Below are 19,622 nucleotides of genomic sequence, written 5' to 3' on the forward strand. Positions count from 1 at the left end.
GTGGAGATTATGAACTTTCGCTATTTTGCCATAATGGGTCAAAGCTAGTGGATGACTAGTCAGAATGATCTATGTTAGGATTAAGTATTGCAATTAATTCGAGAACAAAGTTAAGGAGGTCTTGCGAATGAGCTCGATAGACCGAATATTGGATAAAGCCTTAAGAGGCGAGCGTATAGAGTTAGAAGAAGGTATGGAACTGCTAGCATCCGATCAGATTGAGAAGATGGGTCATACAGCTAATCAGATTATGATGAAGTTTCACCGAGAGCCAATTACAACCTTTGTTGTAGGACGTAACGTCAACTATACAAATGTGTGCGACGTATATTGTCGTTTCTGCGCATTTTACCGAGCACCTGGATCCAAAGAAGGTTATGTACTGGATGACGAAGTCATTTTGAATAAGATTCAAGAAACGGTCAATGTTGGCGGTACAGAAATATTGATGCAGGGTGGTACAAATCCTGACCTACCGTTTACTTATTATTTGGATCTACTGAAAAAAATTAAAGCGAGATTCCCAAGTATAACGATGCATTCATTCTCACCTGCTGAGATTCAAAAGATGAAGGTTGTTTCAAACGGCTTATCACTAGACGAAGTTATTTCCCAGTTGCATGCAGCAGGTCTTGATTCGTTGCCTGGCGGCGGCGCAGAAATATTGGATGATCGTACAAGGCGTAAGATTAGCCGGATGAAGGGATCATGGACGGATTGGATGGATGTCATGAACTCCGCTCATCGTCATGGCATGAACACGACAGCAACTATGGTTTATGGGCTTGGCGAGACGGTGGAAGAGCGTGCACTTCATATGCTGCGTATTCGAGATGAGCAAGATAAAGTGAAAGCGAATGGTTATCCGACGGAAGGTTTCAAGGCTTTCATTTCGTGGCCGTTCCAGCCTGACAATACGAATCTTAAGCTTGAGAAGGCAAAACCAGAAGAATATTTGCGAATTGTAGCAGCTAGCCGAATTATGCTCGACAACATTAAGAACTTCCAATCCTCTTGGGTAACGATGGGTCCAGAGATGGGCAAACTTTCGCTATCTTATGGCTGTAATGATTTCGGAAGTACTATGATTGAAGAAAATGTTGTATCCGCTGCGGGTACTACTCATAAAGTAAACATCGAACTTATTCTTGAACTTATTCGTGAAGTTGGAAAAATTCCTGCACAGCGTGATACGAAATATAATATATTGCGTGTATATAATGAATTGGAAAAAGCGGATCTTGATTTCGTTATGCAAAATTAGGTCATTTATTTATTTACGAGTAGTTAAGGGGGATTCCCTTAGCTGCTCGTTTTTTTATTTTCCCGAAAAAAATATAACCAACCATTCCCATGTCCAAGTGCTGGATGTCAAACTCTTCTTTGTATATACGTCGACTTTAGGCCATATACTGTAACGGAAGAAAGGGGTGAGCACATGGACTTGTTTACAGTATCTTTACCAGATAACCTTCAAGGATCAATAAACAAACTACGTATGTTGCTGACTGAGCAAGCAGACGTTGATTTACATATGGCTGATGGATCGAAATTAGTTGCGGCAGGTGTTAAATATCACATTCTCCAGTCTCAACATATTCGCTGTGAAGCACAATTACCCCAGTTTAGGCTAAATACAGATGGCCCACTTCTTTATAGATCAGCTGCAAGTGCAATCGCTGAATACGTAATTAGTGAATTGGAGTCTAAAATGTTATCCGTCATTATTAAGAAAAAGTATCGAAACAATCCGTCCATGGATGTGTCAGTCATCGAAAGATATTGTTATGAATTGCTCAATGGAAAGGAATGGGATGGGTTAGGTAATAAGTTTCATGAAGGGGATCGAAACAGAAGGAAAAATAAAATTTCTGATGAGCTCGAGAAATATTTGGCAGAAGAAACTGAGTTAAATATAGACGGATTTATTACATTCCGCTTATTGTCTTATCGCAATGAGCTAACTGAAATTGTAGAATACGCTCTGGATGAATATGTGTTAGACAAACAATATCAGGAGTTTATTTCTCTGCTCAAATATTTTGTTCAGCTTCAAGAAACAAAGGTGCCTTTTGTACATTTGCTCCATAAAGGCGGACATGACTTTACAATTTACAACGAAAGTTTCCATCTGATTGAACCTAAGCCGCCAGCAGATCGCATTGTAGCGGAGATGTTGGAAACGGAAATGAATATCGAAGATATGGTCATAAGTTCGCTTATCTCCTTATCCCCGAAGCAAATAACGGTTCATACGCGACATCCAGAGTTAAGTGTCATTCGTACGATTGAAACGATATTTGATGGGCGTGTTAAAGTTTGTGTGCAATGTTCGGCTTGTACTAGTACTTTAGATGAATGGGTTCAGCCTTAAATATACAATTGTACTCTTGACCTGTTTAGTCAAATACGTCTATAATAATCAGCATATAGTTTTAAACAGCAATGACAAAAGACATGTGTTCGTTAGAAGCATTTGGAGCAGAGAGAGGAAACTTGGCTGAAATTTCCTTCCATGATGTATACGAATGTACCCCTTTTGTAGCTGTACAGTTGAACCCACCTACATTGCTTTAAGTAGCCTGTGGCGGTTGTAAGCTGTACCGGAATTCTCCGTTATCAGATAATTACGAGGACTGTTATGCCGGTTATACATTGAACCGCACAGTTGAAGTAGGGTGGAACCACGAGGCGATAAGCACTCGTCCCTTTTGCGGGATGCGTGCTTTTTTTGTGCGTTTTTTGCGACATCGCTTGTAAGAGAAGAACGGGAGGATGAAGGAAATGAATGTTAAAGTAACTTTTCCAGATGGTGCAGTTAGAGAGTATGCGGCTGGAACAACAATTGAGGATGTAGCAGGCTCCATTAGTTCTGGACTGAAAAAAAATGCGATAGCCGGAAAAATTGACGGTAAAGTCGTTGATGTATACACGCCAATCGAAGCTGATGCAGCTATTGAGATTGTAACAGTTGATTCGGCTGATGGCCTTGAAGTTTATCGTCATAGTACAGCGCATTTGCTCGCGCAAGCGATTAAACGTATTTACGGCGATAGCAACGTAAAACTAGGTATCGGTCCTGTTATTGAGGATGGCTTCTATTATGATATTGATATGGAGCAATCGCTCACACCGGAAGATTTGACTGCAATCGAAAAAGAAATGACTAAAATTACGAATGAAAACTTAAATATTCGTCGCCGTGTAGCAACTCGCGATGAAGCACTTGCTATTTTTACTGAGCTAGATGATAACCTTAAGTTAGAATTGATTCGTGATCTTCCTGAAGACTCTGTCATTACTCTTTATGATCAAGGTGAATTTTTCGATTTATGTCGTGGACCACATCTTCCTTCAACAGGTAAGATTAAATCCTTTAAACTACTAAGCGTTGCTGGAGCTTATTGGAGAGGCGATTCCAAAAACAAGATGCTTCAACGTATTTACGGAACGGCATTTCCAAAAAAAGCTCAGTTAGATGAGCATCTACATTTCCTAGAGGAAGCAAAAAAACGTGATCACCGTAAACTAGGCCGCGAACTGAAAATGTTTACTTTCTCACGTGAAGTTGGTCAAGGGCTGCCGCTTTGGTTGCCGAATGGCTCGAAACTTCGTAGAACGATGGAACGTTATATCGTGGATCTAGAAGAACGCCTTGGCTATGACCACGTATATACACCAGTGCTTGCTAACGTTGAGCTATACAAAACTTCAGGTCACTGGGAGCACTACAGCGATGATATGTTCCCGAAAATGATTATGGACAACGAAGAACTTGTTCTTCGTCCGATGAACTGCCCGCATCATATGATGGTGTTCAAAAGCGATATGAGAAGCTATCGTGACTTGCCTGTTCGTATTGCTGAACTTGGCACAATGCATAGATACGAAATGTCAGGTGCGCTTACTGGTTTACACCGCGTTCGTGCAATGACGCTCAATGACGCTCATATATTCTGTCGTCCAGATCAGATTAAAGAAGAATTTGCACGCGTTGTTAATTTGATCCGCAAAGTTTATGAGGATTTCGGAATTAAGGATTATCGCTTCCGTCTGTCATATCGTGATCCTAAGGATACTGAAAAGTATTTCCAAAATGATGAGATGTGGGAAATGTCTCAACGTATGCTTCGTGAAGTTGTTGAAGAACTTGAATTGCCATTCTTCGAAGCAGAAGGTGAAGCAGCATTCTACGGTCCTAAACTTGACGTTCAAATTAAAACAGCTCTTGGTAAAGAAGAAACATTATCTACTGCTCAGCTTGATTTCTTGCTTCCTGAGCGTTTTGAACTTGAATATGTAGGCGAGGACGGCAAGAAACATCGTCCAGTCGTTATCCATCGGGGTATTATTAGTACGATGGAACGTATGACTGCCTTCTTACTTGAAAACTTTGCAGGAGCGCTTCCGCTTTGGTTGTCACCAGTTCAAGCGAAAGTTATTCCTGTATCAACGGTTTATGAAGCTTATGCACGTCAAGTAAGTGAAACGCTGCAAGAAGCGGGAATTCGTGTAGAAAGCGATCTTCGTAACGAGAAGCTTGGCTATAAAATTCGCGAAGCACAACTTGAGAAAGTGCCTTACATGCTTGTTGTAGGCGAGAATGAAATGCAAGCAGGAGCTGTTTCCGTTCGGAAGCGCGGCGAAGGCGATATCGGCGCTATACCAAACGCTGAACTAATCGACTTGATCAAGAAACAAATAGAAGACAAAGAGTAGTATAAGCACGTATTTCGCATAAAGCTTGAATCATTGGGGCATTATTCTTCTGAGGAGGAGTTTGCTCACATGGTTACAAGCTTTTTTCTTTACACGAGAACATGGATTATAGGTTTGATGGCAGCTGTTGCTTTGTTATGGACACCTCCAATGCTTAGCATGGCTGAAGCTAAAACTGACAGTAAGCAGCTAGAGAAAAAGCCGGCTCCACAGCAAGTGGAAGTTCTTGCTACTGGATATACGGCAGGAGTGGAATCAACCGGGAAACGACCAGGTCATCCTGGTTACGGAATTACCTTTTCAGGTGTCAAAGTTAGACGGGATCAAGTGTCGACAATTGCGGCTGATCCTAAAGTTTTTCCAATAGGTACGCTGCTTTTTATTCCGGGTTATGGTTATGGAGTTGTCGCGGATACAGGCTCAGCTATAAAAGGTAACCGAATAGATCTTTACTTTAAAACCATTAAAGAAGTATACCAGCAATGGGGTAAGAAGACGGTAAATGTTCAAGTACTGAGACGTGGCAATGGTAAGTTGACACAAGCTTGGCTTAACGATATTAACCGAGCAATCGAGGTTGGCAAGCCAATTCCACAGTCGTATTTGGAATCATAAACCACTGAATAAGAATAACGATACTTGCCATACTAATGGTGAACGGGGAGGTGAATACAATGGCTAATAACAAAAATAACAAAGCTGCACAGAACAATAACAATAACAATAATTTTAATGCTGAATTCGCTGAAGAATTAAACTCAGCAAAAGCAGCGAACAACCAAGCTGCAAATCAAAAGGTAAACCAAGCGGCTCAGAACAACCAAAACAACCAAAACCAACAGTAACATTAAACAAAACAATAGTGACAAAACAAAAGAGAAGCCTTCGGGCTTCTCTTTATTTTTGTCTAAAAATGATTTACGAAGAAAAATAATTGGTAATATATCTCATCCCCTCCGTCTAGAGACTGAGATATAGCTCAATCGACCGCCCCTTATGTGCAAGCTAGATTTTCTGTATACTAGCGTTATAACCATGGATTATGAATAAGGAGTTGTGCACTATGGGAGGGAATTTTGCAAGCAGGTTATTTACTGGGCTTGTCATTATTACGGTTGGCGTTATTTTTCTGCTAAGACAGCTTGGTTATATCTCAATAGGGATAGGCGAAATTTTCTCAATGTTCTGGCCGTGTATTCTAATATATTTTGGGGCGTCTCAGTTTATTTCGAGTCGTTGTAACTTCAGTTCCACTTGGTGGGCTGCGGTTATGATCCTAATCGGCTTTATATTTTTGGGTAATAATCTTGAGTGGTTCACATGGTCAATTGGGGATGTTATTCCTTATTTGATTCCATTCATCATTATATTTGTTGGACTTCGAATGATATGGAGACCTAAATCGAAACCACAGACACCACCATCAGATGACTGGAAATCTTATCGTCCATATACAGATGAGGCTGATATTCCACCTGCCCCTCCACTTCATCCAGATCCAACGGGATTAAGTCATTTCCCTGAAGAAGTTAAAGATGAGACAAAGGATGATTTGGGAAGCTCGCAACAATTTAAGAGTAGCAACTCATATGACGAGACAATGCATCATGAACACATTAAACCAAAGAAACGCAAATCTCACAATCAATGGCATGAAAGCAACAAAGAGCATGTGGAATATTGGAGTTCGGGTGATCCTAATGTAATGAACCGCTCCAACTTTATTGGAGATATTCATATGGGGCATGATCATTGGGAACTTAAGCCGCTTAATATCTCTCATTTTATAGGTGACACCGTCCTTGATCTAACGAAGGCGCAAATCCCATTTGGCGAGACGAAAATAAATATATCATCATTTATAGGTGATGTTAAAGTTTATGTGCCTAATGACTATGATATTGGCATTAAAGTTGTATCGAGTGCCTTTATCGGTGACGTGAAAATATTAGGACAGAAGGAAGGCGGCCTATTTACAAGCGTAACGTTGCAGTCCCCGAGATATTCGGATTCAGAAAAAAAGATCAAGCTGGTCGTCAGCACTTTTATCGGCGATACGCGTGTGACGAAGGTAGGTTAACAGTACGATGATGGTGCGTTTCTTGCGGAGTGGAAAGTGGGAGCTAATCAGTATGTTCGTGATTGCTTCCACGGTTTCGGTATTACTCGCATTCCTATTATGGTATATGATGACGGATCATGTAGGTTTACTGGAGCTTAAGTTGTGGTCAGGAGTAGTCGTCCTTCTAGTGAGTGGTGCTTTTGGTTATTGGGCAGCACAACGTTTTGGAGGACGATTAGACGCGCTTCATTTGTCGCTCAAACAAGCTGTTAACGGAAACTTTCAGGTGCGAATAGCGGACGAAGGGCATCATTCTTTTGTACCTATTTATAGAGAATTTAACGAGCTTGCAGAGCAGATGGAAGAGAAGATGCAATTGCTTCAACTTTTAGGCGAAGAGAAGGTGCTTCAAGAATCTGCTTCCAACGAGGCTGCTGTATTAGAGGAACGAAAGCGATTAGCACGTGATTTACATGATACGGTCAGTCAACAGCTGTTTGCGATTCATATGTGTGCATCATCGCTCCCTAAATTACAGCAGGTTGATCAAGAGCGTGCGTTGTCTGTTTTGGACCAGCTCATTCAAATGTCTAATCTGGCGCAGAAGCAAATGAGAAATTTTATTTCTCAGCTTAGACCGATGGAGCTTGAAGGTAGAACGCTTCAAGAAGCGCTAGATAAATGGTTTCCTGATTATTGTAGGCAAAACAATTTGCAAGGAATGCTTGAATGGCGACTTACTGAACAGCTTAGTGAAGCGAAGGAACATCAACTATTTTTAATCGTGCAAGAGGCAATGGCTAATGTGGTCAAACATGCAAATGCGGTCAGTTGTACACTAACGTTAACGGACAATGAGAGACAGGTTATTATGATGCTTGCTGATGATGGAAGCGGCTTCAAGGTAGATGCTGTCAAAGCAGGTTCTTACGGTTTGTCAACGATGCAAGAGCGAGCTCAAAAGTTAGGCGGAAGAGCCGATATTGTAAGTAAAGTGGGTAGTGGGACGAGAGTGAAAGTAACGATACCAAAGATATCTCGGGGAGAGCAGAATCGATGAGTGAACAAAGTACAATTAAAATAATGATTGTTGATGATCATGATATGGTTAGAATTGGTTTGCGCACCTATTTGATGTTGGAGCCGAAATTTGAAGTGATTGCAGAGGCAAGCAATGGTAATCATGCGTTGAAATGGATGAATAAGAGCGCCGTGGAAGATCGGCCTGATATTATTCTTATGGACCTGATGATGCCCGAGATGGATGGTATTGAAACGACTAGAGCTATTATTGCTAATTTTCCTGCTACCAAAATTGTAATGCTAACGAGTTTTTTAGAAGATGATAAAGTATATTCGGCCATAGAAGCAGGAGCAGTTAGTTACGTACTGAAAACAGTGTCTGCAGAAGAACTTATTTATGCAATAAATGGAGCATTTAAAGGAATGCCGGTAATGACGACGGATGTGTCTCAAGCGCTAACTAGAGGACTAAGACAACGTACTGCACAGTCGGGTGACGAAGGGTTAACGGAGCGCGAGAAAGAAGTGTTGCTTCTCATTGCTGACGGGCAGTCAAATAAGGAAATTGCAGAAGAACTTCATATTAGTATTAAGACGGTAAAAACGCATGTTAGTAATTTGCTAATGAAATGTGAGCTCGAAGATCGTACTCAGCTAGCTGTTCTAGCACATCGCAAAGGTTGGGCAAATCGCACATAAGAGGGATTACAAGCGGACATAATACCCCATAGCAGATAAGAAAAGCTAGTAGTAGGAGGTATTCATGCATGATCCCCGTCTCATCAATTATCGATGGAAAGCAAAAAACGTTTACGGAAGCAAAGCAATGGCTCGAAAATAATGGGTTCACTCTTGGTGGTAATTGGGACTACAATCGGGGTTCATTCGACCGGGCGTTAGATAAAGAGAATAAAGTGTGGCTAAGAATTCCTTTCGAGGTAACGGAGGGGACAATTGATAGTGAGCTCACAGAAAATAATGCGCATATACGATTCGAAGAACCGTATGTATTAAAGCATCTTTACAATGAAGGCAATGATCCTGAAGCATCGGTAAGGGTGGTTGCTGCAGCATTCGATCAGTTTCAGTCTCCTGTAAATCCAGATGCAGATATTGAGCAGCATTGGGTGAATCGTGGAAAAGAAATGATACGACAATTGGAGACATCAATCCCAAATTGAACGCTTTGATAGCTATCTGAGTAAACTCTCCATGAGTGGCTGGAGAGTTTTTTTATTTAAGATTAAATTTCTTTTCAGTTTGTTTTAAGGTAGAATGTGCATGATAGAACTAATAAATAATTTAATTGTTTCTAAGTAATAAGGATCAGCAAGCTGATTGGAGGAGAATGTATATGGATGATCAAAACAATAAGAAGGGGTACGACGATTTTTTTAATCCAGATAACCCAAAGCGTTCAGAGGATATGAATGAATCTGATAGAGTAAAAGAGAATGAAACTAAATCTTCTTATTATTATGCCTATGGACCAAAAACGAATGAACCTTCGGTTACACCATACCGCCAAGAAAATAATATGACTTTAGATTCTTCTACTAACACGATGTATGGGGCGGAATCCACTCAACAGCAACCTCAGCTTCGTCCATTTACAGCTACACATACAGCTGGAAATAATGGATGGAAAGTGAAGGAGAAACGGGGCACATCATTTAAGTCCGTGTTCCTCTCTTTCCTTGCAGGTATGTTAGTAGTTGGAGGTTTGATGTATACAGCCGATGTAAGAAACTGGTTTACATCAAATGGTGTAGTGGAAACATCCAAATCTGGTTCAAATGGTTCTGGTGCTACAGCTGCAGAGTCTGTTAACAAAGGCTCAACAAATACAGCTGCGGGTCGTCCAGATAATATTGATAAGCTTTTCCAAACAGCAAGTCCCGCAGTAGTAAAAATTGAAACTTACGTAAATGCGCAATCACAGGGTGGTGGCGGCAGTATTTTGGATGATCCTTTCTTCCGTCAATTTTTCGGAAACAGAGAGCCTGAAGGAACAACACCTCCGCAAGAACAAGGTGGTCAAATGCAACAGGTTGGAGCGGGAACAGGGTTTTTCTTTGATAAAGAAGGGTACATCCTTACGAACCAGCACGTTATTGGTGATGCAGCAGAAATAAAAATTACGGTGCAAGGGTACGATAAGCCGTTTAAAGGAGAGTTGTTAGGTTCCATCTATGAACTCGACTTAGCTGTAGTGAAAATTAAAGGAGAAAAAGAATTCCCAACACTTCCACTTGGTGATTCTGATAAAATTAACATCGGCGATTGGGTTGTTGCAATCGGTAATCCATACGGTTTCGATCATACGATCACAGTAGGAGTACTGAGTGCGAAAGAACGTCCGATTGACATCCAAGATGCAAATGGTGAACGAAACTACAAACATTTGCTTCAAACAGATGCTTCTATTAACCCCGGAAACTCGGGTGGTCCATTGCTTAATCTTAATGGCGAAGTTATCGGTATGAATACGGCAGTAAGCGCACAAGCACAAGGTATTGGATTTGCAATTCCGACAAGTACAATTCAAGAAGTACTTGAAAATTTGAAAACGAACACTGAAGTTCCAAAGCCGCCTGCTCCATTTATCGGTGCTGAACTATTTAATATGACTGATGAGTTTGCTAAAGAGCTTGGTCTCGCTAAAGCTGAAGGCTCAATTGTCAAAAATGTATATTTAAATTCGCCAGCTTATTTAGCTGATATGAGAACGTATGATGTAATTCTTGGTATAGAAGGTAAGAAGATAGCTACAAGAGAAGAACTGATAAAAGAAATTCAATCACGAAAAGTCGGAGACAAAGTTGAATTTAATATTATCCGTCAAGGCAAAGAGATGAATCTTGTAGTCGAGATTGGTGACAGAAATGTGTTTGGACTAGAATAGGCTGAGTCACTAAGGGCTAGCTTACAAAAAAGCGCAGAGCTTAATGACTCTGTGCTTTTTTTTTCAGTAATAAGGGGGATTCTGATGAGATCACATATCGTAATCGTAGATGATGATGAAAAAATTATTTCTATGCTGCGTCGCAGCTTAGCTTTTGAGGGATATGAAGTGACAACTGCATCTAACGGTGCAGAAGGTTTGAAGGCATTATTGCATATAGAGCCGGATTTGCTCATCTTAGATGTAATGATGCCTCATATCGATGGCTGGGAAGTTTGTCGTCGTGTAAGAGAGAGTGGTAGTTCGGTTCCAGTTATGATGCTTACTGCTAAGGATGATGTCATTGATCGAGTAAAGGGACTTGATCTAGGTGCTGATGATTATTTAGTAAAACCATTTGCACTGGAGGAGTTACTTGCAAGAGTAAGAGCGCTGCTCCGTAGAAAGTCGGACAAGCTTGAAGATTCAAGTAATCAATTAATGTTCGATGATTTGGTCCTTGATATGGATGCACGAGAAGCAATTCGGTTTGGTCGGCGCATTGAACTAACAAGCAAGGAATATGATTTATTGCTCCTCTTTATGAACAATCCACGCCGGGTGTTGACGAGAGACGCAATTATGGAAAAAATATGGGGTTACGACTTTAGTGGAGAATCAAATGTGCTTGAAGTATACATCGCAATGCTTCGTCAGAAGATTGAAGATGGCGGTGGGAAAAGAATTATTCAAACGGTTCGTGGAACAGGTTATGTGTTAAGGGGAGAGGCGGGATAAGGGATGTCTATTCGGCTTCGCCTAACATTATGGTATTCGGGACTTCTTGCGGTGACGCTGCTCGTATTTGGAGTTATTGTGTATTCTTTTTTAAGTTGGAATACGTTTGATGATCTTCGAGAGCAAGTGAAGGGACAAAGTGATAATCTCGGTATAAGTGGCAGGTTTACTTTCAATACGCTCAAACTTGATTTGGATCGGCGAATCGAAGATAAAGATATGTACGTTCAACTCATTAATTACAAAGAAGGTGTCATTCGCCAGTCGAGTAATTTGAAAGAGCAAAATACCGTTATTCCTTATCCGGAAGCAGCTGCAAATCCACAATCTGAATTTGTAGAGTTCCCAATTCGTATAGGTAAGTCAAGTTATACGATGGTCACATATCAGCGACCAATAACGATTAATAACGAGCTTGTTGGTCTATTACAAGTCGGTGCAATTGCGTACAACGAAGAAAAATTTCTCAGCGGTCTTCGGACTTCACTCATTTTCTCATCGTTGGTCGTTGTGCTTATAGCCTTTACAATTGGTATGATCATTGCAAAACAAGCATTACGCCCTATTGGGAGAGTTATTCGGGCAACTCAGCAAATAGAGAAAGGTTCTGATCTTAGTGTTCGTATTCCTTCAGCAGGACCGAAGGACGAGATTAGTCTGCTCGTAGATACACTTAATTCCATGCTCTCTAGACTAGAGAAAGCATATAATGAACTTGATGAAGCTTATATGGCTCAAAGAAGATTCGTTTCCGATGCTTCGCACGAGCTTCGTACGCCGCTTACAACCATACGTGGCAATATTGATTTGCTTGAGAAAATGTGGAGTAGAGCGCAACAATCCCATCATTCTGCTGAAGGAACCGAGGCTGCGTTACTGTTAAATGCGGAGCATTGGAATCTGTCGAACGAAGCGATGTCGGATATTTCTGCTGAAGCGAAACGAATGACTAGTTTAGTCGGTGATCTTCTAGCTCTTGCTCGCGCTGATGCAGGACATAGAGTGGAAAAGGAGCAGCTTGAATTGTTGCCTTTGACCGAGGAAGTTGTACGAAGAGCAATGTTATTGCCGCGTACTGCTGAGTGGCGTGTAGGTGATTTGGAATTGTTGAAAGGTTTTAAGGTACACGGAAACTATAATTATTTGCAGCAATTGTTATTTATTTTTATTGAAAATGCATTTAAATATACACCAGACGGCTATGTGGAGTTAAGTTCAGTTCGTAAAGACGATTATATCGGTTGGAGAATTCAAGATACCGGCATTGGTATGAATCAAGATGAGATTCCACGTATCTTTGACCGCTTCTACAGAGCGGATGAATCACGTGGTGTTACTGTCGGCACTGGACTTGGATTATCGATTGCCAAATGGATATTGGATGAGCATAAAGGTTCCGTTGAGGTAGTAACAGGGGAGAATGAAGGGACAACATTCATCATATGGCTTCCAATAGACTTTTCTGAGAGCAGAGATTCGACTATAATAAAAGAAACAGACTTAGTAGAGGGATAAAACGTCCCGAAGCAGAGCGTTGTCAGAAAGCAGGTGCAAGAGATGGAAATAGTGAAAATTTCGCCGCGAGGCTATTGCTATGGCGTTGTCGATGCGATGGTGCTTGCGCTGCAAACAGCTAAAAACTTGGAGCTTCCAAGACCTATTTATATTCTCGGTATGATTGTTCATAATGCTCATGTAACAGACGCCTTCGAGAAAGAAGGAGTTATTACGTTAGATGGTGCTAACCGACTTGAAATTATGGAACAGATTAACGAAGGAACGGTTATATTCACCGCTCATGGTGTGTCTCCAGAAGTACGTCAGATAGCAAGGGATAAGGGGCTGTCCGTTGTAGATGCTACTTGTCCTGATGTAACGAAGACACATGATCTGATTCGCGAGAAAACGGAAGCGGGCTACCATATCATTTATATCGGTAAAAAGGGTCATCCAGAGCCAGAAGGTGCAATTGGAGTTGCACCTGACTTTGTACATCTTATCGAGACAGAAGAGGAAATTGAACATCTTCAAGTACCTGAAGGTAAAATAATCATTACAAATCAAACGACGATGTCCCAATGGGATATTCGTATTATTATTAATAAGCTAGTTGAAAAGTTTCCTCATGCCGAAGTGCACAATGAGATTTGTTTGGCGACACAAGTTCGCCAAGAAGCAGTTGCAGATCAAGCGGGAACGGCACAGCTTTGTATAGTAGTAGGTGATCCGCGTAGTAATAACTCTAATCGTCTAGCGCAAGTTTCGGAGGAAATTGCTGGTGTGAAAGCATATCGTATCTCAGATGTTAGTGAGATTAATCAGGAATGGCTTCAAGGGATTGATCGAGTAGCCGTCACTTCGGGTGCATCTACGCCAACTCCGCTAACAAAAGAGGTTATTACGTATTTGGAACAATATGATTATCGTGATCCTTCTACATGGGAAATTGTTAGAACAGTCAATATGAATAAATTGCTTCCGAACATTCGTGTAAAAACGGTTGAGAGCAAGGAAGCACCAGTAACACCATAAAGCTAACAGAAGGCGAAATGCCCTAAGTAGATTAATCTACTTAGGGCATTTCGCCCTTTTTTATTTTATTTTTATTGAACATAATTCGTCCTCACTTAAAACAAAACCAAAATGGAGACTTTCTGAAACAACAATTAAATCATTGGGCATTTCTAACATCAATTTCATGGCTCTAGCAATACTAATTATAAAATAAGTACAAATTATAATTGATTGTTGAATGCCTAAAGTTTTCATGTCTACTTTAATTGTGAACTAAGCGAAATTAAAAGTATATATACGTCCTTTTTCAAAGGTTGAAAGATGAATTTGTAATTTAGGTGTAAAAATACATCTATAACCGTGGATAGTCAGATTTTTGGAGATTCTAAGTGTAAAAATGTACTTATTTATTTGTATCCTCCTGATGATCTCTAGCACTCGTTTGTTTTCCGTATCATTCTGAGCACCTACACAATACTGGTCATCTCTATAAGATCCGCTGGAGAGAGAGTATTCCAAATATGTGACAAAGAAAGTACAGAACCCGTTAAGGTATTGACTACGGCTATAAATTTAGTTATATTTACTTTAGTAATTAAAAGCGTAGAAGCTTAAAAGCCAAAAAGCTTAAAAGTGCGAAAGTAAATTTTGGATAATAGCATTAAACTTGCAAAAGAAGATGATGATAAAACAAATATAGAGGAGCGATTACGATGATCGTAATAACAAAATCAAACATTGAAGAGGGCCGAATTGGGGAAATAGTAGCACAGATTGAAAATGCAGGTTTGCAAGCGCATGTATCGATAGGTACAGATCGAACTGTAATCGGAATAATTGGGAAGGCTGAGCCTACACTTGCGGAACATTTGCGCCAAATGAAAGGTGTTGACAATGTGATTAAAATTTCGAAATCATACAAATTAGCAAGTCGTGATTTCCATCCTGACGATACGATCATCGATATTAAAGGAGTTAAAATCGGTGGAAGTAACTTAGTTGTAATGGGTGGACCTTGTGCCGTAGAAAATGCAGAGCAAATTGATGAGATCGCAAGACTTGTAAAGGCAGCGGGCGGTCAAGTGCTGCGCGGAGGTGCATTTAAGCCTAGAACGGGACCATACAGCTTCCAAGGTGTCGGTGTAGAGGGACTAGCGATGATGGCCGAAGCGGGCAAGAAACATGGACTTCTCACAATAACTGAAGTTATGACTCCTGAATATGTGGATGTGTGTGCTGAATACGCCGATATATTGCAGGTTGGAACTCGTAATATGCAAAACTTTGATTTGCTACGTAAGTTAGGTACCATTCAAACTCCTGTTTTACTTAAAAGAGGATTCAGTTCAACTTATGATGAGTTTTTGAATGCTGCTGAATACATTTTGGCAGGCGGTAATCCAAACGTTATGCTCTGTGAGCGTGGCATAAGAACGTTTGAGACGTACACAAGAAATACGCTCGATTTAACGGCAATTCCAGTATTGCAGTCACTTAGCCATCTACCTGTTATTTCTGACCCTAGCCACGGGACAGGACGTCGTGAACTGGTTGAGCCGATGTGTAAAGCTTCTGTAGCAGCTGGTGCGAACGGACTAATTGTTGAGATGCATACAGATCCGGACAATTCGATGACAGGAGACGGCGTTCAATCGTTGTTCCCAGATCAGTTCGCAGCCTTACTGAAAGATTTAGCGCTTCTAGCTCCGATTGTTGGCAAGGAGTTTAACACGGAGAAAGCGCCAGCAGATGCATTTAAAGAATGGAAAATCGTTTAACGTCGTTTCATCAACCCGTCTTCCTTTGTAGGGAGGCGGGTTTTCTATGACTATCCGCGAAAACGCTGTCATTTTTAATGGAAGATGATAGTTGTGAGTTTACCTGACATGACTTCAAAAAATACCTGACATGGCTATTGACGGGGGTTTAAAAGTAGATTTATAATAACGACAAGGTTAAGAGAGATTTAATGAACATTAAATACTCAAACACTAATAAATGTTCGGAAATGGAGGAAGTTTAGATGTCAGTTCAAAAAGTATTAGAGCAAATCAAAGAAAAAAACATTCAGTTCGTAGATTTCCGTTTTGTAGATCTTTCCGGAGGTGCTCATCACATCACGTTGCCTGCTTCGGAGGTAGATGCTGATACTTTCGTGAACGGCGTAGCTTTCGACGGCTCCTCAATCCCTGGCTTCCGCGGTATCGAAGAATCCGATATGGTAATGATGCCAGATCCAGAATCCGTATTTATTGATCCTTTTACAAGTCATCCAACATTGAACATTATGAGCAACATCCATACACCAGACGGCGAGCGTTATGACCGCGATCCACGTAGCATCGCTCAAAGAGCTGAAGAGTACCTACAAACAACTGGTATCGGAACTACAGCGTTTTTCGCACCTGAATCCGAGTTCTTCATTTTCGACGATGTTCGTTATGAAAGCACGATGCACTCTTCTTCCTACTCAGTTGACTCCGAGGAAGCGGCTTGGAACTCCAACCGTAAAGAAGAAGGCGGAAACCTAGGCTTCAAGATTCCTGTAAAAGGCGGCTATGTTCCAGTAGCTCCATTCGATACACAACAAGATATCCGTAGTGAAATGGTTCGTTTGATGCAAGAATCCGGTTTGCGCGTAGAGCGTCATCACCATGAAGTTTCTACTGCTGGTGCTGCTGAAATCAACTTCCGTTTCGATACACTTACAAAAACAGCTGATAACCTTTTGAAATATAAATACATTATCCATAACACAGCTCGTCAATGGGGCAAAGTAGCAACATTTATGCCAAAACCATTGTTCGGCGACAACGGAAGCGGTATGCACGTTCATACTTCCATCTTTGATGGCGACACTCCATTGTTCTACGATAACAAGGAGTACGCTAACCTAAGCAAGATGGCTATGAGCTACATCGCTGGTGTTCTATACCATGCTCCAGCTTTGATCGCGATCACTAACCCAAGTACAAACTCCTTCAAACGTCTCGTTCCTGGCTATGAAGCACCTGTTAACTTGGTATTCTCTAAAGGTAACCGTTCTGCTGCGGTACGTATTCCAATCGCTGCTGTTACGCCAAAAGGTTGTCGTATCGAATTCCGTACTCCGGATTCCACAGCTAACCCTTACCTAGCATTCGCAGCAATGTTGCTAGCTGGTCTTGATGGTATTAAGAAAGGTCTTGATCCTGTAGCACTAGGATATGGCCCATTCGACAAAAACATCTACGACCTTCCAGAAGAAGAGAAAAAAGAAATTCGCAGCGTTCCTGGATCTCTTGATGAAGCGCTTGACGCTCTTGAAGCAGATTCCGGCTTCCTTACAGAAAGCGGCGTATTTACTCAAGACTTCATCGATAACTATGTTGCACTTAAACGTTCTGAAGCAAAAGCTGTTGCAATCCGTATTCACCCGCACGAGTTCGCACTATACTTCGGTTGCTAATCCCAATCGTGTAAAAATTGAAACGAGTCCTTCTGGGCTCGTTTCTTTTATCTATTTAATGACGAAAATCCGAATAATTGATGAAGTCTAACGTAATTATGTTCGACTTTTTTCCAATATTATACGAATTCTACTTGATGCAGACGTTCAAAATTGCTATTATAGCGATATCCTATTAATAGAAGAAGGGTGGAGACGTATAAATGACACGTGCATATAACTTTAATGCAGGACCAGCAGCTATACCGCTCGAAGTATTGCAGAAAGCTCAGGAGCAATTCGTTGATTTTCAGGGCGCAGGCATGTCGATCATGGAGATGTCTCACAGAAGTGCATTGTACGAACAAGTTAATAACGAAGCGCAGTCACTTTTACGCGAGTTGTATAGCATCCCAGATAACTATCACGTTCTTTTCCTTCAAGGTGGAGCAAGTACTCAATTTGCTATGTTACCAATGAATCTATTACGTGCAGGACAGCCAGCAGCATATGTTCATACAGGTGCATGGGCGGACAAAGCGATTAAAGAAGCGAAATTAGTCGGAGAGACGGTTATTGCTGCTTCTTCAGCGTCTGACAACTTTATGCGTACGCCAAGCTTGTCGGAAATTGTAGTGCCTTCTAACGCATCTTACCTTCATCTAACGTCGAACGAAACGATCGGCGGAACTCAGTTTCATGAGTTTCCGAATACGGGAGAAATTCCACTTATCGTAGATATGTCGAGTGACATCTTAAGTCGTCCTGTAGATGTAAGCAAGTTTGGAGTCATTTATGCAGGAGCACAAAAAAATCTAGGACCATCGGGTGTAACTGTCGTCATTATTCGTGATGATTTGGCAAAAGACAGTCCGAAGTCGATTCCTACAATGTTACGTTATGATACACACACAAAGAGTAATTCACTATACAATACACCGCCATCTTTTGCGGTTTACATGGTAAGCCTTACGCTGAAATGGATTAAAGAAAAAGGCGGCATCGCTCAGCTAGAACAGTTCAATCGTGACAAAACGAAACTTATCTATGATGCAATTGATGGAAGCGGAGGTTTCTATCAAGGTTGTGCACAAGTAGATAGCCGTTCATTGATGAATATAACGTTCCGCTTAGGTAATGAAGAGTTGGAAAAACAATTTATTAAAGAATCAGAAGCACAAGGATTTGTTGGACTTAAGGGACACCGTGATGTAGGCGGATTACGTGCTTCCACTTATAATGCAGTTACACTTGAGAGCTGCCAAGCACTTGCACAATTTATGACACAGTTCCAAAAGAAAAACGGTTAATCCTATTAAAATACCGCTCGATCATCGATTATTCGATGACTGAGCGGTATTTTTTATATCGATTATCCAAACGAAAGTGAGTTTAAATGTGGACAGTACATTTTGTACCCAACGTTTCGTACGGTTTTAATATATTCGGGTGACCGTGCATTAATTTCGAGCTTGTCCCGAAGATGACTAATGTGTACATCTACAATTCTAGTATCTCCGAGGAAATGATAGTCCCAAACACCATGTAGCAATTGTTGACGGCTTAACACTTTTCCTTTATGTCTACAAAGGAATAAGAGCAATTCGAATTCTTTTGGTGTCAGCTCTACTGGCCTATCGTCAAGAAAAACTTGTCGTTGTTCGACATCAACATGAAGCCCATTAATAGTGAAGGATATTTCGGTTATTGATCCTGGTATTGATTTTAGTCGTCTAAATAGAGCTTGAATACGCGATATAAGCTCATGTGGGCTAAACGGCTTTGTCATATAATCATCTGCGCCATTATCTAGTCCTGCGATTTTGTCTGTTACATCTTGTAATGCGCTCAGCATGATGACAGGGACAGCGTTATTTTGTTCACGTAACTTTCGACAAACTTGGAGGCCATCCATTTTGCCAAGCATAAGATCTAGGACGATCAAATCAGGGCGGAAAGGCTGCAACATATCGAAGACAGCTTCACCATTACCTATGCATTTCACCTCATAACCAGCGCGTTTTAAATGAAATTCGATTAATAAAGAAATGGAAGGTTCGTCATCGACAATCAAAATCTTCTTTTGCATAAGTTCAGCTCCTTTGCCACCTACTATATTGTATAGTATGATGGTAGACAGTTCGCAAAAGATTAACGGTACGTAAAGCGAATGTAAAATTATAGTGTTTGAGGTG

Annotated in this window: 19 protein-coding genes; 17 read left to right on the plus strand and 2 right to left on the minus strand. The window is 40.9% G+C overall.

The genetic code is table 11. From position 1 onward, the window contains the following. Nucleotides 1–127 precede the first annotated feature (127 nt). From mqnC to I6N90_RS15810, 14 genes are all read left to right on the plus strand, one after another. Nucleotides 128–1,264 carry a cyclic dehypoxanthinyl futalosine synthase gene (gene mqnC, locus I6N90_RS15750; RefSeq protein ID WP_197936539.1) on the plus strand — a complete coding sequence of 379 codons (1,137 nt, stop codon included), beginning with the start codon at nt 128–130 and terminating at the stop codon, nt 1,262–1,264. 174 nt (nt 1,265–1,438) lie between these two features. Beyond that, on the plus strand, nt 1,439–2,374 hold the full coding sequence (locus tag I6N90_RS15755; protein WP_197936540.1) for a putative sporulation protein YtxC: 936 nt from the start codon (nt 1,439–1,441) through the stop codon (nt 2,372–2,374). A gap of 71 nt (nt 2,375–2,445) precedes the next feature. Continuing rightward, nucleotides 2,446–2,577 carry a hypothetical protein gene (locus I6N90_RS25105; RefSeq protein ID WP_269669512.1) on the plus strand — a complete coding sequence of 44 codons (132 nt, stop codon included), beginning with the start codon at nt 2,446–2,448 and terminating at the stop codon, nt 2,575–2,577. Nucleotides 2,578–2,784: 207 nt separating this feature from the next. Continuing rightward, on the plus strand, nt 2,785–4,719 hold the full coding sequence (thrS, locus tag I6N90_RS15760; RefSeq protein ID WP_197936541.1) for a threonine--tRNA ligase: 1,935 nt from the start codon (nt 2,785–2,787) through the stop codon (nt 4,717–4,719). A gap of 69 nt (nt 4,720–4,788) precedes the next feature. Continuing rightward, nucleotides 4,789–5,334, plus strand: a complete 546-nt coding sequence (locus I6N90_RS15765) for a 3D domain-containing protein (RefSeq protein WP_197936542.1) — start codon at nt 4,789–4,791, stop codon at nt 5,332–5,334. Between the two features lie 59 nt (nt 5,335–5,393). Next, entirely contained in the window at nt 5,394–5,564 is a 171-nt protein-coding gene (locus I6N90_RS15770; RefSeq protein ID WP_197936543.1) for a hypothetical protein, read from the plus strand. Nucleotides 5,565–5,782: 218 nt separating this feature from the next. Then, nucleotides 5,783–6,799, plus strand: coding sequence for a cell wall-active antibiotics response protein LiaF (gene liaF / locus I6N90_RS15775; protein WP_197936544.1), 1,017 nt, complete (start codon nt 5,783–5,785; stop codon nt 6,797–6,799). Between the two features lie 52 nt (nt 6,800–6,851). Next, nucleotides 6,852–7,841, plus strand: coding sequence for a sensor histidine kinase (locus tag I6N90_RS15780; protein ID WP_332262462.1), 990 nt, complete (start codon nt 6,852–6,854; stop codon nt 7,839–7,841). Then, nucleotides 7,838–8,503 carry a response regulator gene (locus tag I6N90_RS15785; RefSeq protein ID WP_197936546.1) on the plus strand — a complete coding sequence of 222 codons (666 nt, stop codon included), beginning with the start codon at nt 7,838–7,840 and terminating at the stop codon, nt 8,501–8,503. The genes I6N90_RS15780 and I6N90_RS15785 overlap by 4 nt, the downstream gene beginning before the upstream one ends. A 68-nt stretch (nt 8,504–8,571) precedes the next feature. Then, a complete protein-coding gene (locus I6N90_RS15790) occupies nt 8,572–8,985 on the plus strand; it encodes a YugN family protein (RefSeq protein ID WP_197936547.1) in 414 nt (137 codons plus the stop codon). Between the two features lie 173 nt (nt 8,986–9,158). Beyond that, nucleotides 9,159–10,709 (plus strand): S1C family serine protease, encoded by a 1,551-nt coding sequence (locus I6N90_RS15795; protein ID WP_197936548.1) that lies wholly within the window; start codon nt 9,159–9,161, stop codon nt 10,707–10,709. A gap of 84 nt (nt 10,710–10,793) precedes the next feature. Then, nucleotides 10,794–11,486 carry a response regulator transcription factor gene (locus I6N90_RS15800; protein ID WP_197936549.1) on the plus strand — a complete coding sequence of 231 codons (693 nt, stop codon included), beginning with the start codon at nt 10,794–10,796 and terminating at the stop codon, nt 11,484–11,486. Between the two features lie 3 nt (nt 11,487–11,489). Next, the gene (locus tag I6N90_RS15805) at nt 11,490–13,001 is read left to right on the plus strand and encodes a sensor histidine kinase (RefSeq protein ID WP_197936550.1); all 1,512 of its coding nucleotides are present in this window, start codon (nt 11,490–11,492) and stop codon (nt 12,999–13,001) included. Nucleotides 13,002–13,043: 42 nt separating this feature from the next. Further along, nucleotides 13,044–14,018, plus strand: a complete 975-nt coding sequence (locus I6N90_RS15810) for a 4-hydroxy-3-methylbut-2-enyl diphosphate reductase (RefSeq protein ID WP_197936551.1) — start codon at nt 13,044–13,046, stop codon at nt 14,016–14,018. Nucleotides 14,019–14,078: 60 nt separating this feature from the next. On the opposite strand, the gene I6N90_RS24830 is transcribed toward I6N90_RS15810, so the two are convergent. Further along, nucleotides 14,079–14,255: a hypothetical protein gene (locus I6N90_RS24830; RefSeq protein ID WP_232243017.1), complete on the minus strand. Its 177-nt coding sequence runs from the start codon at nt 14,253–14,255 to the stop codon at nt 14,079–14,081. A 458-nt stretch (nt 14,256–14,713) separates the two neighbouring features. On the opposite strand from I6N90_RS24830, the gene aroF reads away from it, so the two are divergent. From aroF to serC, 3 genes are all read left to right on the plus strand, one after another. Then, nucleotides 14,714–15,778 carry a 3-deoxy-7-phosphoheptulonate synthase gene (gene aroF, locus I6N90_RS15815; RefSeq protein WP_197936552.1) on the plus strand — a complete coding sequence of 355 codons (1,065 nt, stop codon included), beginning with the start codon at nt 14,714–14,716 and terminating at the stop codon, nt 15,776–15,778. 245 nt (nt 15,779–16,023) lie between these two features. After that, nucleotides 16,024–17,448 carry a type I glutamate--ammonia ligase gene (gene glnA / locus I6N90_RS15820; protein ID WP_197936553.1) on the plus strand — a complete coding sequence of 475 codons (1,425 nt, stop codon included), beginning with the start codon at nt 16,024–16,026 and terminating at the stop codon, nt 17,446–17,448. Between the two features lie 203 nt (nt 17,449–17,651). Next, the gene (serC, locus tag I6N90_RS15825) at nt 17,652–18,737 is read left to right on the plus strand and encodes a 3-phosphoserine/phosphohydroxythreonine transaminase (RefSeq protein WP_197936554.1); all 1,086 of its coding nucleotides are present in this window, start codon (nt 17,652–17,654) and stop codon (nt 18,735–18,737) included. Between the two features lie 62 nt (nt 18,738–18,799). Here serC and I6N90_RS15830 read toward each other — a convergent pair whose 3' ends face one another. After that, nucleotides 18,800–19,516, minus strand: a complete 717-nt coding sequence (locus I6N90_RS15830; protein ID WP_197936555.1) for a response regulator transcription factor — start codon at nt 19,514–19,516, stop codon at nt 18,800–18,802. Nucleotides 19,517–19,622: the final 106 nt, after the last annotated feature.

This window comes from Paenibacillus sp. GSMTC-2017, from assembly GCF_016019935.1.
Lineage (GTDB): Bacteria > Bacillota > Bacilli > Paenibacillales > Paenibacillaceae > Pristimantibacillus.

Bases quoted from the DNA above. Each gene is read 5' to 3' on its own strand.
- I6N90_RS15795 (WP_197936548.1), top strand. From the start codon at position 9,159: ATGGATGATCAAAACAATAAGAAGGGGTACGACGATTTTTTTAATCCA.
- I6N90_RS15790 (WP_197936547.1), top strand. From the start codon at position 8,572: ATGATCCCCGTCTCATCAATTATCGATGGAAAGCAAAAAACGTTTACG.
- I6N90_RS15755 (WP_197936540.1), top strand. From the start codon at position 1,439: ATGGACTTGTTTACAGTATCTTTACCAGATAACCTTCAAGGATCAATA.
- I6N90_RS15805 (WP_197936550.1), top strand. From the start codon at position 11,490: ATGTCTATTCGGCTTCGCCTAACATTATGGTATTCGGGACTTCTTGCG.
- mqnC (WP_197936539.1), top strand. From the start codon at position 128: ATGAGCTCGATAGACCGAATATTGGATAAAGCCTTAAGAGGCGAGCGT.
- aroF (WP_197936552.1), top strand. From the start codon at position 14,714: ATGATCGTAATAACAAAATCAAACATTGAAGAGGGCCGAATTGGGGAA.
- serC (WP_197936554.1), top strand. From the start codon at position 17,652: ATGACACGTGCATATAACTTTAATGCAGGACCAGCAGCTATACCGCTC.
- I6N90_RS15800 (WP_197936549.1), top strand. From the start codon at position 10,794: ATGAGATCACATATCGTAATCGTAGATGATGATGAAAAAATTATTTCT.
- I6N90_RS25105 (WP_269669512.1), top strand. From the start codon at position 2,446: ATGACAAAAGACATGTGTTCGTTAGAAGCATTTGGAGCAGAGAGAGGA.
- I6N90_RS15770 (WP_197936543.1), top strand. From the start codon at position 5,394: ATGGCTAATAACAAAAATAACAAAGCTGCACAGAACAATAACAATAAC.
- liaF (WP_197936544.1), top strand. From the start codon at position 5,783: ATGGGAGGGAATTTTGCAAGCAGGTTATTTACTGGGCTTGTCATTATT.
- thrS (WP_197936541.1), top strand. From the start codon at position 2,785: ATGAATGTTAAAGTAACTTTTCCAGATGGTGCAGTTAGAGAGTATGCG.
- I6N90_RS24830 (WP_232243017.1), bottom strand. From the start codon at position 14,255: ATGAAAACTTTAGGCATTCAACAATCAATTATAATTTGTACTTATTTT.
- I6N90_RS15765 (WP_197936542.1), top strand. From the start codon at position 4,789: ATGGTTACAAGCTTTTTTCTTTACACGAGAACATGGATTATAGGTTTG.
- I6N90_RS15810 (WP_197936551.1), top strand. From the start codon at position 13,044: ATGGAAATAGTGAAAATTTCGCCGCGAGGCTATTGCTATGGCGTTGTC.
- I6N90_RS15785 (WP_197936546.1), top strand. From the start codon at position 7,838: ATGAGTGAACAAAGTACAATTAAAATAATGATTGTTGATGATCATGAT.
- I6N90_RS15780 (WP_332262462.1), top strand. From the start codon at position 6,852: ATGTTCGTGATTGCTTCCACGGTTTCGGTATTACTCGCATTCCTATTA.
- glnA (WP_197936553.1), top strand. From the start codon at position 16,024: ATGTCAGTTCAAAAAGTATTAGAGCAAATCAAAGAAAAAAACATTCAG.
- I6N90_RS15830 (WP_197936555.1), bottom strand. From the start codon at position 19,516: ATGCAAAAGAAGATTTTGATTGTCGATGACGAACCTTCCATTTCTTTA.